Raw genomic sequence first — 14184 nt, forward strand, 5'->3', positions numbered from 1 at the left:
CATATATGAAGGAGACTGTCGTGTCGGCGAACAGCTTCGACGCCCGCAGCACGCTGCGCGTGGGCGACGAGTCGTACGAGATCTTCAAGCTGGACAAGGTCGAGGGCTCCGCGCGCCTCCCTTACAGCCTGAAGGTTCTCCTGGAGAACCTGCTCCGCACCGAGGACGGCGCGAACATCACCGCCGACCACATCCGCGCGCTCGGCGGCTGGGACTCGCAGGCTCAGCCGAGCCAGGAGATCCAGTTCACGCCGGCCCGCGTGATCATGCAGGACTTCACCGGTGTGCCCTGTGTCGTGGACCTCGCCACCATGCGTGAGGCCGTCAAGGAGCTCGGCGGCGACCCGGCGAAGGTCAACCCGCTCTCCCCGGCCGAGCTGGTCATCGACCACTCCGTCATCGCCGACAAGTTCGGCACCAAGGACGCGTTCGCGCAGAACGTGGAGCTGGAGTACGGCCGCAACAAGGAGCGCTACCAGTTCCTGCGCTGGGGCCAGACCGCCTTCGACGACTTCAAGGTCGTCCCGCCGGGCACCGGCATCGTCCACCAGGTCAACATCGAGCACCTCGCCCGTACGGTCATGGTCCGAAACGGCCAGGCCTACCCGGACACCCTGGTCGGCACCGACTCGCACACCACCATGGTCAACGGCCTCGGCGTGCTCGGCTGGGGCGTCGGCGGCATCGAGGCCGAGGCCGCGATGCTGGGCCAGCCGGTCTCGATGCTCATCCCGCGCGTCGTCGGCTTCAAGCTGACCGGCGAGCTGAACCCGGGCACCACCGCCACCGACCTCGTCCTCACGATCACCGAGATGCTGCGCAAGCACGGCGTCGTCGGCAAGTTCGTCGAGTTCTACGGCGAGGGTGTGGCGGCGACCAGCCTCGCCAACCGCGCCACCATCGGCAACATGTCGCCGGAGTTCGGCTCCACCGCCGCGATCTTCCCGATCGACGACGAGACCCTCAAGTACCTGCGCCTGACCGGCCGCGACGCCCAGCAGGTCGCGCTCGTCGAGGCGTACGCCAAGGAGCAGGGCCTCTGGCTGGACCCGGCCGCCGAGCCGGACTTCTCCGAGAAGCTGGAGCTCGACCTCTCCACGGTCGTCCCCTCCATCGCCGGCCCGAAGCGTCCGCAGGACCGCATCGTCCTTGCCAACGCCGCCCAGCAGTTCGCGCTGGACGTCCGCAACTACGTCGAGGACGACGACGAGGCGGGCAAGGAGTCCTTCCCGGCCTCCGACGCCCCGGCCGCCACCAACGGCGTGCCGAGCCGCCCGACCCCGGTCACCCTCGCCGACGGCACCACCTTCGAGATCGACCACGGCGCCGTCACCGTCGCCGCGATCACCTCGTGCACCAACACCTCGAACCCGTACGTCATGGTCGCCGCGGCGCTCGTCGCGAAGAAGGCCGTCGACAAGGGCCTGACCCGCAAGCCGTGGGTCAAGACCACGCTCGCCCCGGGCTCGAAGGTCGTCACCGACTACTTCGACAAGGCCGGTCTCACCCCGTACCTCGACAAGATGGGCTTCAACCTCGTCGGGTACGGCTGCACCACCTGCATCGGCAACTCCGGTCCGCTGGACGAGGAGATCTCGAAGGCGATCAACGAGCACGACCTCGCGGTCACCTCGGTGCTCTCCGGCAACCGCAACTTCGAGGGCCGGATCAACCCCGACGTCAAGATGAACTACCTGGCGTCGCCGCCGCTGGTCGTCGCGTACGCCATCGCCGGTTCGATGAAGGTCGACATCACGACCGAGGCGATCGGCTCCGACGCCGAGGGCAACCCGGTCTTCCTCAAGGACATCTGGCCCACCGAGGCCGAGGTCAACGACGTCGTGGCGAACGCCATCGGCGAGGACATGTTCAACAAGTCCTACCAGGACGTCTTCGCGGGTGACGCGCAGTGGCAGGCGCTGCCGATCCCGACCGGCAACACCTTCGAGTGGGACGCCGAGTCCACCTACGTGCGCAAGCCCCCTTACTTCGAGGGCATGACGATGGAGACCACCCCGGTCTCCGACATCGCCGGCGCCCGGGTGCTCGCGAAGCTGGGCGACTCGGTCACCACCGACCACATCTCCCCGGCCGGTGCGATCAAGGCCGACACCCCGGCCGGCAAGTACCTCACGGAGCACGGCGTCGAGCGCCGCGACTTCAACTCCTACGGCTCGCGCCGTGGCAACCACGAGGTCATGATTCGCGGCACCTTCGCGAACATCCGCCTGCGCAACCAGATCGCGCCGGGCACCGAGGGCGGCTTCACCCGCGACTTCACCGTCGAGGGCGGCCCGGTCTCCTTCATCTACGACGCCTCCCAGAACTACCAGGCCGCCGGCATCCCGCTGGTCATCCTGGCGGGCAAGGAGTACGGCTCGGGCTCGTCCCGCGACTGGGCCGCCAAGGGCACCGCGCTGCTCGGCGTCAAGGCCGTCATCGCCGAGTCGTACGAGCGCATCCACCGCTCGAACCTCATCGGCATGGGCGTCCTGCCGCTCCAGTTCCCGGAGGGCGCCACGGCGGCCTCCCTCGGCCTGACCGGCGAGGAGACCTTCTCCTTCACCGGCGTCGAGGAGCTGAACAACGGCACCACGCCGCGCACCGTGAAGGTCACCACCGACACGGGCGTCGAGTTCGACGCGATCGTCCGCATCGACACCCCCGGTGAGGCGGACTACTACCGCAACGGCGGCATCATGCAGTACGTCCTGCGCAACCTGATCCGCAACTAGCCCCACCCCCCACCAACGAACAAGGCCCGCACCCCGATTGGGGGTGCGGGCCTTGCTTGTGGGCGGAGTGCGGGATCAGAACATCACGCGGATGCTGTTCCAGCCGGTGCCGACCTTGACGCGGTCCTTGAAGGGGGCGCCGTTGGTGGTGCCGGTGCCCGGGTAGAACCACAGGCCGCCCGACGTGTCGCGGCCGATGAGGTCCGCCTGGCCGTCACCGTTCAGGTCGCCGATGCCGACGAGGTTGTTGTAGGTGTTCCAGCCGCCGCCGAGCTTGACGCGGTTGCCGAAGGGGGCGGCCCAGTTGCCCGTGCCCGGGTAGAGCCACGCCGTACCGGAGTTGTCCACGGCGACGATGTCGGCCTTGCCGTCACCGTTCAGGTCGCCACGGCCGGCGATCTTGGTCATGGCGCCCCAGCCGCCGCCCAGCTTGACCGGCGGGGTGAACGAGCCGTCGGACTTGGCGGTGTAGAGCCACAGCACGCCGGACTTGTCGCGGGCGAGCAGGTCGTCGTTCGGGGCGCCGCCGAGGTCGCCCGGAGTGAAGACGCGGTTGAAGGCGTCCCAGCCGCCGCCCAGGTCCTTGACGTCCGAACCGTAGCCGTCCTCGTGGTACTTCACGTGGAGAAGCGAGCCGTCGGTGGCCGTGAAGTAGAAGCCGTCCCCGTAGCCGTCCTTGTTGTTGTCGAACTGAGTGGCCTCGGCCAGGCCCTTCATGCCGCTGGGGATGTTGACCACACGCTCGCCGAAGCCGCCCGAGCCGTTGGGCGGGTAGTTCCACATCGTGCCGTACTCGTCGACCGCCATGAGCTCGAAGTGCTCGGCGGACCCCCCGAAGCCGGAGGCGTACGGCGCGGACCGCTGCTGGTTCTTGGCCTTCGGCTTGACGTGCTGCTGGGCCTTGCCCGCCGCGTCCTTGGCGGAGGGGACACCGTCGGCGACGGCGGTGCCCGCGGTGGTGGCGACGAGGGCCGCGGCGATGGCGGCGACGGCTATGCGAGAAGCGGTCCGCCCGTGCTTACGGCCGTTGAAAGGGGCCATGTGTTACTCCAACATGCGAAAAGCGAGAGACCCGCATCTGGTCAAGATGCGGTAAGAGCGCTTTAGGCTCTCTTTACGAGATCTTCGCACAGCACATACGGACTCCCCGCATCCGGGGGTGACTTGTCGGCAGATACGAGACAAGGCCCGTACTCCACAGGGGAGTACGGGCCTTGCCCGGGTGTGGCCGATGGATCAGAACATCAGGCGCATGCCGTTCCAGCCGGTGCCGACCTTGACGCGGTCCTTGAAGGGGGCGCCGTCGGTGGTGCCGGTGCCCGCGTAGAACCACAGGCCGCCGTCGGCGTCGCGGCCGATGAGGTCCGCCTTGCCGTCGAAGTTCAGGTCGCCGAGGCCGACCAGGGTGTTGTAGGTGTTCCAGCCGCCGCCGAGCTTGACGCGGTTGCCGAAGGGGGCGGCCCAGTTGCCGGTGCCCGGGTACAGCCAGGCAACACCCGAGTTGTCGACGGCGACGATGTCGGCCTTGCCGTCACCGTTCATGTCACCGCGACCGGCGATCTTGGTCATGGCGCCCCAGCCCGCGCCCAGCTTGACGGGCGGGGTGAAGGAGCCGTCGCCCTTGGCCGTGTAGAGCCACAGCACGCCGGACTTGTCACGGGCCAGCAGGTCGTCGGCCGGGGCGCCGCCGAGGTCGCCGGGCGAGAAGACGCGGTCGTAGGCGTTCCAGCCGCCGCCCAGGTCCTTCACGGTGCCGTCCGTGCCGTCGTAGACCAGGTGGCCGTTGTTGTAGAGCTCATAGAACGCGTCGAAGGCGCCGTCCTTGTTGTTGTCGACCTTGGTCGCCTGGCTGAAATCGCCGTACGAACCCTGCAGTGCGACACGGTCACCAAAGCCACCCGAGCCGTTCGGCGGGTAGAGGTATCCCTGACCCGAACCGTCCGCCGCGATGAGCGGGAACGTTTCCGCGGCCGGGGTCTCGCTGCCCGCCGCGAAGGCGCGCTTCTGGGCGGAGGGGGACTGCTTGGCCTTGGCCTGGGCCTGGGCGAACTTCTGCGCTGCCGTCGCCGCGGCGGGGGCCGGCGTGCTGGCGGCGGAAGCCGCGCCCGCCGTCGTGCCCACGAGGGCTGCTGCGATCGCCGCGACGGCGATGCGGGACAGGGCGCGACCGCCCTTACGGCCGGAAAGTATGGCCACGTATTTCTCCATGTCGAGGAAGAGACGCGCCGCGTCTGGTCGAGGCGCGACGCGCGATCTTCTGGATCCTTTCACGCAATCTTTGCGTGTCAACTAGTTTGCGGACGGGGCGAGTAGCTCCAATTCGGCCAGCGTGGCCTTCGCTGCGGGGACTATTCGGTAATGGGCATAGGAACCAGGCGAATGGATCGAGAACACCCGCGTCTGGCGGTCCCAGGCGAAGGTTTCGCCGGTTCGCCTGTCCAACTCCGTCCACTTCGTTCCGTCCTGTGATCCTTCGAGGACCCAGGCCGAGGGGGCCGTCCCGGCGGTGGCCGAGGTCAGCGTGTACTGCGTGGCCTTCGTGGCCTTGCTCACGGGAAGGTCCGTCGGGCCGAACTCGGCCGACGTCGCGGAGGAGTTGTCGAACAGCGGGCCCGAGCCGGTGATCGCGTCGGCCGGGGGAGCGGGCACCTTGTCGTCCTTGGCGATGGAGACCGGCGCCGCGTTCTTGCCGGTGCCCCAGGACGAGGGACGCGCACCCATCGTGAAGTCGAGCGTGCCGCCCCGCGCGAGCAGGTCGTGCGGGAGCGCCGTCGAGTTCCACGGCTTCCCGTCGACCTTCAGGGACTGCACGTACACGTTCCGCGTGCTGTTCTGTGGCGCCTTCACCACCAGATCGCGACCGTTCTCCAGATGGACGGTCGCCTTGGTGAACAGGGGAGAGCCGATCGCGTACTCGCCGCTGCCCATCACCAGCGGGTAGAAGCCGAGCGCCGAGAACACGTACCAGGCCGACTGCTCGCCGTTGTCCTCGTCACCGAGGTAGCCCTGCCCGATCTCGCTGCCGTTGTACAGACGCCTCAGGACCTCGCGGATCTTCTCCTGCGCCTTGGAGGGCTCGCCCGCCGCGTCGTACATGTACGTCACGTGATGGGCGACCTGGTTGGAGTGGCCGTACTGGCCCATCCGCACATCACGCGCCTCGGTCATCTCGTGGATGACGCTGCCGTACGAACCGGCGAACTCGGGGGAGGCCGTCTCGGGAGTGGAGAAGTAGGCGTCGAGCTTCTTGGCGAGGCCCGCCGGGCCGCCGTACAGGTTGGCGAGGCCGCGCGAGTCCTGCGGGGCGGTGAAGGCGTAACCCCAGCCGTTGGTCTCGGTGAAGTCGTAACCCCACACCCGGGGGTCGAACTTCGCACTGTCCACGCGCCACTGGCCGTTCGCGTCCTTGCCCTGGAAGAAGCCCGCCTTGGCGTCGAAGAGCTTCACGTAGTTCTGGGCGCGGCCCATGAAGTACGCCGACTCCTCCTGGTAGCGGGGCTTCTTCGTCTTCGCGTACAGCGCCTGGCCCATCTTCGCGAGGCCGTAGTCGTTGACGTAGCCCTCCATCGACCAGGACAGGCCCTCGGGGGTCGAGGTCGGGGTGTAGCCGAGGAAGGGGGAGGTGTCCATGCCCTTGCGGCCGACGCCGGAGGAGGGCGGGGCGACCGTGGCGTTCTTCAGGGCCGCCTCGTACGCCGCCTCCGCGTCGAACTTCACGCCCTTCACATAGGCGTCGGCGAACGCGACGTCCGAGCTCGTGCCGGTCATCAGGTCCGCGTAGCCGGGCGAGGACCAGCGGGAGATCCAGCCGCCGTCCTTGTACTGCTGCACGAACCCGTCGACCATCTCGCCGGCCTTCTTCGGGGTGAGGAGCGAGTAGGCGGGCCAGGTCGTGCGGTAGGTGTCCCAGAACCCGTTGTTGACGTATACGGTGCCGTCGACGACCTTCGAGCCGGTGTGGGTGGGCGTGTCCGCGCCGGTCTTCGGCGAGAAGGGGCTGGCGTACTGGTTCTTCGAACCGACCTTCTCGAAGCCGGAGTTGGGGTAGAGGTACAGCCGGTAGAGCGAGGAGTACAGGGTGGTCAGCTGGTCGTGCGAGGCGCCCTCGACCTCGATGCGGCCCAGGATGTCGTCCCAGGCCTGCCGGGCCCGGTCCCTGACCTTGTCGAACCCGGTCTTCGCGGGAATCTCGGCCGCCAGGTTCGCCTTCGCCTGGTCCACACTGATGAGTGAGGTCGCCAGGCGCAGGGTCACCGTGCGGTTCTTGCCGGGTGCGAAGCGCGCGTAACCCGTCACGTCGGCGCCCCCGCCGCCCTGCAGCCTGCCGCTCGCGGTCACCGGAGTGTCGAAGACGCCGTACACGAAGAGCCGTCCGGCGCCCGCGGACAGGCCGCTCTTCACGTCCGAGAAGCCGGTGAAGGAACGCGTCGCCGGGTCGAGGGTGAGGCCGCCCTGGTTGTTGACGTTGTCGAGGATCAGGCTCGCGTCGTCACCGGGATAGGTGAAGCGCATCATCGCCGCGTGGTCGGTCGGCGCGATCTCCGTCTTGAGGCCGTTCTCGAAGGTGACGCCGTAGTAGTACGGCTTCGCGGTCTCGTTCTCGTGCCGGAAGGGCAGCGCGCGGGCGGTCCGGGAGGCGTCGGGGGTCCCGGCCGCCGCGGACGGCATCACCTGGAAGGTCTGCCGGTCGCCCATCCAGGGGCTCGGCTCGTGGCTGGCGCTGAAGGCCTGGAGCGTCGGCAGGTTGTCGGCGTTGTTGCGGCGCGCGTAGTCGTACAGCCAGTCCTGCGAACCGGCGTTGGTCACCGGCGTCCAGAAATTGAAGCCGTTGGGGACCGCGGTCGCGGGGAGGTTGTTGCCGCGCGAGAAGGAGCCGCTGGAGTTGGTGCCGCGGGTGGTGAGCGCGTAGTCCGCGAGGTGCGCGAGCGGCTTCTCGGGCTTCTTCGGCGCGATCGAGAGGTCGTCGATCCAGCCCTGGAACTTGGCGGGCCCCTTGACGGAGTCGTACGCCACCAGGATCCGGTCCGCCCGCTTGCCGGCGGCGACGGTGCCGATCAGCGAGGACACCTGGTTCCACTGGTTGACGTAGAGCGTCTTGGCGGTGCCCTGCCCCTGCGGGCTGAGCAGACCGCCGTGCGCGTCGAGCGCCTTGAGGTCACTCAGATAGGTGCCGTCCGTGAAGGCCAGGTCCACGGACACGTTGGTGGCGGGGTAGGTGAGGTCGGTCTCCGTCATCGACGGGAAGATCTTGTAGTCGAGCTCGGTGTCCCGCCCGACCGGCAGGTCGACGTCGAAGACCTTGTTGTACGAGTAGGCCCGGCCGTCCGCCTTGTGGGTGCCCGCGTAGCGCAGCGCGCGCTTCCCGGTGAAGCCCGCGTTCGCCTTGGCGGTGGGGGAGCCGCCGGGGCCGCGGTCCGGTGCGGTGCGCATGTCCGGGGGGACCGGGGTGCTGGTGTCGCCGTTGGAGAACTGGATGTCGGCGAGCTGGGTGATGGGCGCGCCGTGGTTGGCGGTGATCTCCAGGCGGTAGTGCGCGTACGCCGTGGCGCTCGGGAAGTCGTACGTCCTGGTCTGGAAGCGGTCCTTGAAGTTCTCGCCGGTGCGGCTGTCCAGGGTCTTCCAGTCCTTGCCGTCCGTCGACCCCTTCAGCGTCCAGTCCTTGGGGTCGCGTTCGGGGGCGTCGTTGGCGGACGTCAACGCGTAGGTGACCGTCTTCACCGGTTCGGACAGATCGAATTCGAGCCATGCCGTGGGCTGGAAGGCGAGCCATTTCGTGCTGGGCTGCCCGTCGACGAGATTCTCCTTCACCTCGCCGCCGTCGGTGTTCTCCGCGCTGGCCCGGACGTCGGTGACCCTGTCGGTCACATTGCCCGGTATGCCGCTGGTGAAGCCGCCGTCGACGCCCGAGGACCGCTTGTTCCCGGCGCGGTCCGTATCGACGGTATTGGTCCAGTCCGGCTGGGGTTGGCCTGTTTCGAACGAGGTGCTGAACCGGCCGCCGCCCCGGTCGGGTTGGGCGGTCGCGGACGGCGCGCCGACGGCCGACTGCGCCGTCACTACGAGCAGGAACGAGGCGGCCACCAGGGCGGCCGCCGGTCCTCGTCGGTACCGGGATCTGGGCAGCATGTGGGCCCTTTCCTTCGGTGCAAGCCGGGATGAACCGACGTTTGCGAGGTGGACAACGTTGTCAGAGTGGAAACGCAGGATCCAGTAGCACGGCAAGTGCCTCTTCATGTCAAGGGTGTTGAGAAGGAATGGATGGCCTGAATCAACAGGGGCAATGCAGACGTCAAGGTGTGTAATGCGCGTCAAAAGGAGCAGCCTCATCCACATTGGTACGTACCAATGGATATATCCGCGAGGTCTCAACTCGGGAAAGACTGTCGGCCAACCCTGCTTTCGATCTTGCTCAGTTGACGGGAAGTGGACTATACCTGTCGGCGTCCGGGCAACCCGCTGAACGCGGGCGGGGGGAACCGCGTGCGGGCCGGTCGGCCCGGGACCGGGCAGCCTCCGCGATGGATGTACGGCATCACTCACGCTTCAACTGTTCGCGGGCGTCGGCGGATTCCGCTGCACCGCATGAGTCCTGGAGAAGGCGAGGACTTGAGCATGGGATCCGAGATCAACCGCCGTGACGCACTCAAGCGGGCCATGGCAATCGGCCTGCTGGCTGTGCCGGCGACCTCACTGCTGAGCGCGTGTGCGAGTTCCGACGGCGGTGACACCACCAAGAAGCCGAGCTCCCAGGGCACCAAGTCGGCGGACAATCCGCTCGGCGTCAACAAGGGCACCGCCCTGGAGGCGTTCGTCTTCAAGGGTGGCTTCGGCGACGACTACATCAAGTCCGCCGAGGCCGACTACAACGCCAAGTACGGCATCACCATCAAGCACACCGGCACGCAGGCGATCGGCCCCAAGCTCCAGCCGCGATTCGCGGGCAGCACCCCGCCGGACTTCATGGACAACTCCGGCGCCGACAACCTCGACACCGCGGCCCTCGCCAAGACCGGCAAGCTCCAGGACCTCACCCCGCTCCTGGACGCGCCCACCATCGACGACCCGTCGAAGAAGGTCCGCGACGTCCTGATCGCCGGCACCATCGAGCAGGGCCAGTTCGGTTCCAAGGAGATGTACGCGTTCAACTACGCGTTCACCGTCTACGGCACCTTCTACTCCAACAAGCTGTTCAAGGAGAAGGGCTGGACGTACCCGCAGACCTTCTCGGACATGCTGGCCCTCTGCAAGAAGATCAAGGCCGCGGGCATCGCCCCCTTCACGTACCCGGGCAAGTACCCCTACTACGTGCACTTCGACCTGCTGCACCAGATCGGCAAGGTCGGCGGCAAGGAGGCCCTCAACGCGATCGACAACCTCGACGACGGCGCCTTCAAGACCGACGCGGTCAAGGAAGTCATCACGTACTACGAGGAGTTGGCCGGACAGGGCTACTTCCTCCAGGGCTCCGAGGGCATGACGCACATCCAGATGCAGACCGCCTGGACGCAGGGCCGCGCCGCCATGGTGGCCGACGGCTCCTGGGTCGAGAACGAGGCCGCGCCCACCATGCCGAAGGACTTCGACCTCGCGGTCGGCTCCCTCATCGGCTCCGGGCCGAGCGACAAGCTCCCCTTCGGCGCCCTGTACGCGGCGGCCGGCGAGCCCTTCATCGTCGCCAAGGACGGCAAGAACCCGGTCGGCGGCATGGAACTGCTGCGCATCATGCTCAGCAAGAAGCAGACCACGAACTTCACCAACGCCATCAAGTCGCTGACCTGCGTGCAGGGCGCCGCCGACGGTCTCACCCTCACCCCGGGCCTGACCTCCGCGAACGCGGCCCTGAAGGCGGCCGGGCCGAATGTGCTCAACTCCCGTCTCCAGGACTGGTACAAGAAGCTGAACAACGAGACCATCGGCAACCTGACCCTGGACCTGCTCACCGGCAAGATCAAGGCCGCCGAGTGGATCGACAAGGCCCAGAAGGCGTCGGACGACACCAAGAAGGACTCCTCCGTCCCGAAGTTCAAGCACCTCTGACGAGGGCGCTTACCCTTACTGGCTGAGACGAGAGCGACCGGCGACATGCGACACGGCAAGTACCGGTTCATCATCGGGTTCCTGGCAATTCCCCTGGCGCTGTACGGGGTCCTCGTGATCTCGCCGTTCCTCCAGGACTTCCAGATCTCGATGACGAGCTGGAGCGGACTGACGCCCGAGAAGAACTTCATCGGGCTGGACAACTATCAGAAACTGATTCACAACGACCTGTTCTGGAAGGCGTTGTGGCACAACGTCCTCCTGCTCCTCTTCGTGCCGGTCGTCACGCTGGCCCTCGGTCTCTTCTTCGCCTTCATGCTGAACGTCGGCGGCCGTCGCAGGGGTTCTGCGGGGGTCGCCGGTGTGCGGGGCTCCGGCTTCTACAAGGTGATCTTCTTCTTCCCGCAGGTCCTCTCGATCACGATCATCGCGATCCTGTGGCAGCAGATCTACAACCCCGACCCCAAGAACGGGATGCTCAACTCCCTGCTGGCGGACGTCGGTCTGAGTTCGCTCCAGCAGTCCTGGCTCGGCGATTCCAGCATCGCGCTGATCTGCATCATGGTCGTGATGGTCTGGGCGAACGTCGGTTTCTACGTCGTCCTGTTCTCGGCCGGAATGGCCTCCATTCCGGGCGAGATCTACGAGGCGGCGCTCCTGGACGGCGCATCCAAGGTCAAGACGTTCTTCCGGATCACCCTGCCGCTGCTGCGCGACACGGTGGCCACCGCCTGGGTCTACATGGGCATCATCGCCATGGACGCGTTCATCTACGTACAGCTGATGTCCGTGAACGTCGGCGGCCCCGACGAATCCACCGACGTGGTCCCGCTGCTCCTCTACAAGACGGCGTTCCGGGACAACAGCCAGTACGGAATGGCCGCCGCCATGGGTGTCGCGATGCTCATCGTGACCCTGGTGTTCGCCATTCTCAGCATGCGTCTTTCGCGCCGCGAGCGCATCGAATTCTAGGGGTGGCGCGATGACGACCGAAACGATGAAGGTGGACGGCGAGCAGTCGTCCGCACCCGCCGCGAGCGCGGCCCGCTGGAAGTGGCGCAGCAGCGAGGGGGGCGTGCTCAACGCGTTCAGCCACGTGTTCCTGGTGGTGTGGGCGCTCATGGTGGGCGTGCCCCTGCTGTGGGCGCTGTGGAGCTCGTTCAAGACCTCCGGCGACATCCTGACCCACCCCTGGTCGCTGCCCACCGAGCTCCACTTCGACAACTGGTCGCGGGCCTGGAGCAAGGCCAACATCGGGCAGTACTTCCTCAACACCGCGTTCGTGGTGGGCGTTTCCACCTTCGGCACCATGCTGCTCGGCTCGATGGCGGCCTACGTGCTGGCCCGCTTCGAGTTCCCCGGCAACAGGTTCATCTACTTCCTGTTCGTCGGCGGCATGGCGTTCCCCGTGGTGATGGTGCTCGTCCCGCTGTTCTTCGTCGCGAAGAACCTCGGGGTCCTGAACACGCTGCCCGGCCTGATCCTGATCTACATCGCGTACTCGCTGCCGTTCACGGTGTTCTTCATGACGGCGTTCTTCCGGACGCTGCCGACCACGGTCGCCGAGGCCGCGCTGATCGACGGGGCCTCGCACACCCGCACCTTCTTCCAGATCATGCTGCCGATGGCCAAGCCCGGCATCATCAGCATCGGCATCTTCAACGTGCTCGGGCAGTGGAACCAGTACCTGCTGCCTTTGGTGCTCAACCAGGGCGACACCAAGAACTGGGTGCTCACCCAGGGACTCGCGGACCTCGCCGTGCAGCAGGGCTACCAGGGTGACTGGGGAGCGCTCTTCGCGGGGCTCACCATCGCGATGCTGCCCGTGCTCGCCGTGTACGTCGTCTTCCAGAAGCAGGTCCAGGCGGGCCTGACGGCGGGCGCCCTCAAGTAGCGCGCCGCCTTCCTCATCTCCTCCCGACCGCCCGTGGGCCCCCCGCCCGCGGGCGGTCCGGCGTGGGGGCCCCGTGCTCCGCATCTGCTCAGGTCTTGACGGGAGACCACCCTGAAGGCTGAGCTTAGAGTTCACATGTTGGAGAAAAGACGGGGCCTCATTGCTGCGGCTCCGTGCGGGGGCGGCCGTCGTGCCGTCCGCCTACGGCGGGAGTGGATGAGTCGATGGAGACTCCGGGGTCGCAGACGTCATTGCACCGGGCCAACCTCGAGCGGGTCGTACGTGCCGTGCGCATGGCGGGCTCCCTCACCCAGGCCGAGATCGCCAGAACGACGGGTCTGTCCGCGGCCACGGTCTCCAACATCGTCCGCGAGCTGAAGGACGGCGGGACCGTCGAGGTCACGCCCACCTCGGCGGGCGGCCGGCGGGCCCGCAGCGTCTCGCTCAGCGGCTCGGCCGGCATCGTCATCGGCGTCGATTTCGGCCATACGCACCTGAGGGTGGCCGTCGGCAACCTGGCGCACCAGGTCCTCGCCGAGGAGTCCGAGCCGCTCGATGTCGACGCCTCATCCGCGGAGGGCTTCGACCGGGCGGAGGAGCTGGTCAAGCGGCTGATCGCGGCCACCGGCATCGGCCAGGACAAGGTCATCGGGGTGGGCCTCGGCGTGCCCGGCCCCATCGACGTGGAGTCCGGCACGCTCGGCTCCACCTCGATCCTGCCGGGCTGGACCGGCATCAACCCCAGCGAGGAGCTCTCGGGGCGCCTGGGCGTCCCGGTGTACGTCGACAACGACGCCAATCTGGGCGCGCTCGGCGAGCTGGTCTGGGGCGGCGGGCGCGGGGTCAGGGACCTGGCGTACATCAAGGTGGCGAGCGGTGTCGGCGCCGGCCTGGTGATAGACGGGCAGATCTACCGGGGGCCCGGCGGCACCGCGGGCGAGATCGGGCACATCACCCTGGACGAGTCGGGCCCGGTGTGCCGCTGCGGCAACCGCGGCTGCCTGGAGACCTTCGCCGCGGCCCGCTACGTGCTCCCCCTGTTGCAATCCAGCCACGGCGCCGACCTGACGATGGAGCGGGTGGTCCAACTGGCCCGCGAGGGCGACCCCGGCTGCCGCCGCGTGATCGCGGACGTCGGGCGCCACATCGGCAGCGGCGTCGCCAACCTGTGCAACCTCCTGAACCCGAGCCGGGTGGTCCTCGGCGGCGACCTCGCGGAGGCCGGAGAGCTCGTGCTCGGGCCCATCCGGGACTCGGTGTCGCGGTACGCGATCCCAAGCGCCGCACGGCAGTTGTCGGTTCTTCCGGGGGCGCTCGGCGGCCGTGCGGAGGTGCTCGGCGCGCTCGCCCTCGTCCTGAGCGAAATGGGGGATTCCACCCTGTTGGACAGTGCCCTGCCCGCCTCGGCGCCTGCCTTCACTTAGATAACGGATGGCACCGTTGTCATCTCGTTAAGGATTTACTCCTTGACGGTGGGCTTAACGCCGAGTTGACTTCCAGCCACCTCGGCCGCAACGT

Annotated in this window: 8 protein-coding genes; 5 read left to right on the forward strand and 3 right to left on the reverse strand. The window is 67.4% G+C overall.

The window, feature by feature from the left end:
• Positions 1–20 precede the first annotated feature (20 nt).
• Positions 21–2735, forward strand: a complete 2715-nt coding sequence (gene acnA / locus AC07F3_RS31450; RefSeq protein WP_479117805.1) for an aconitate hydratase AcnA — start codon at positions 21–23, stop codon at positions 2733–2735.
• Between the two features lie 75 nt (positions 2736–2810).
• Here acnA and AC07F3_RS31455 read toward each other — a convergent pair whose 3' ends face one another.
• The 3 genes from AC07F3_RS31455 to AC07F3_RS31465 form a co-directional block, all read right to left on the reverse strand.
• Positions 2811–3776: an FG-GAP repeat domain-containing protein gene (locus AC07F3_RS31455; protein ID WP_479117806.1), complete on the reverse strand. Its 966-nt coding sequence runs from the start codon at positions 3774–3776 to the stop codon at positions 2811–2813.
• A gap of 195 nt (positions 3777–3971) precedes the next feature.
• Entirely contained in the window at positions 3972–4931 is a 960-nt protein-coding gene (locus tag AC07F3_RS31460) for an FG-GAP repeat domain-containing protein (protein WP_479117807.1), read from the reverse strand.
• A 93-nt stretch (positions 4932–5024) separates the two neighbouring features.
• Positions 5025–8861 (reverse strand): GH92 family glycosyl hydrolase, encoded by a 3837-nt coding sequence (locus AC07F3_RS31465; protein WP_479117808.1) that lies wholly within the window; start codon positions 8859–8861, stop codon positions 5025–5027.
• 486 nt (positions 8862–9347) lie between these two features.
• Here AC07F3_RS31465 and ngcE point away from each other — a divergent pair, with 486 nt between their 5' ends.
• The 4 genes from ngcE to AC07F3_RS31485 all read left to right on the forward strand — a co-directional run bounded on the left by ngcE (position 9348) and on the right by AC07F3_RS31485 (position 14090).
• On the forward strand, positions 9348–10772 hold the full coding sequence (gene ngcE / locus AC07F3_RS31470; protein ID WP_479117809.1) for an N-acetylglucosamine/diacetylchitobiose ABC transporter substrate-binding protein: 1425 nt from the start codon (positions 9348–9350) through the stop codon (positions 10770–10772).
• A gap of 45 nt (positions 10773–10817) precedes the next feature.
• The gene (locus AC07F3_RS31475) at positions 10818–11744 is read left to right on the forward strand and encodes a carbohydrate ABC transporter permease (protein ID WP_479117810.1); all 927 of its coding nucleotides are present in this window, start codon (positions 10818–10820) and stop codon (positions 11742–11744) included.
• Between the two features lie 25 nt (positions 11745–11769).
• The gene (locus AC07F3_RS31480; RefSeq protein WP_479117849.1) at positions 11770–12666 is read left to right on the forward strand and encodes a carbohydrate ABC transporter permease; all 897 of its coding nucleotides are present in this window, start codon (positions 11770–11772) and stop codon (positions 12664–12666) included.
• A gap of 224 nt (positions 12667–12890) precedes the next feature.
• Positions 12891–14090, forward strand: coding sequence for an ROK family transcriptional regulator (locus AC07F3_RS31485; protein WP_479117811.1), 1200 nt, complete (start codon positions 12891–12893; stop codon positions 14088–14090).
• The last annotated feature ends 94 nt before the right edge of the window (positions 14091–14184 follow it).

It is taken from the genome of Streptomyces sp. NPDC045846 (assembly GCF_056431605.1).

Coding starts and splice junctions, on each gene's coding strand:
- AC07F3_RS31455 (WP_479117806.1), bottom strand. CDS start 3,776: ATGGCCCCTTTCAACGGCCGTAAGCACGGGCGGACCGCTTCTCGCATA.
- AC07F3_RS31465 (WP_479117808.1), bottom strand. CDS start 8,861: ATGCTGCCCAGATCCCGGTACCGACGAGGACCGGCGGCCGCCCTGGTG.
- ngcE (WP_479117809.1), top strand. CDS start 9,348: ATGGGATCCGAGATCAACCGCCGTGACGCACTCAAGCGGGCCATGGCA.
- AC07F3_RS31475 (WP_479117810.1), top strand. CDS start 10,818: ATGCGACACGGCAAGTACCGGTTCATCATCGGGTTCCTGGCAATTCCC.
- AC07F3_RS31480 (WP_479117849.1), top strand. CDS start 11,770: ATGAAGGTGGACGGCGAGCAGTCGTCCGCACCCGCCGCGAGCGCGGCC.
- AC07F3_RS31485 (WP_479117811.1), top strand. CDS start 12,891: ATGGAGACTCCGGGGTCGCAGACGTCATTGCACCGGGCCAACCTCGAG.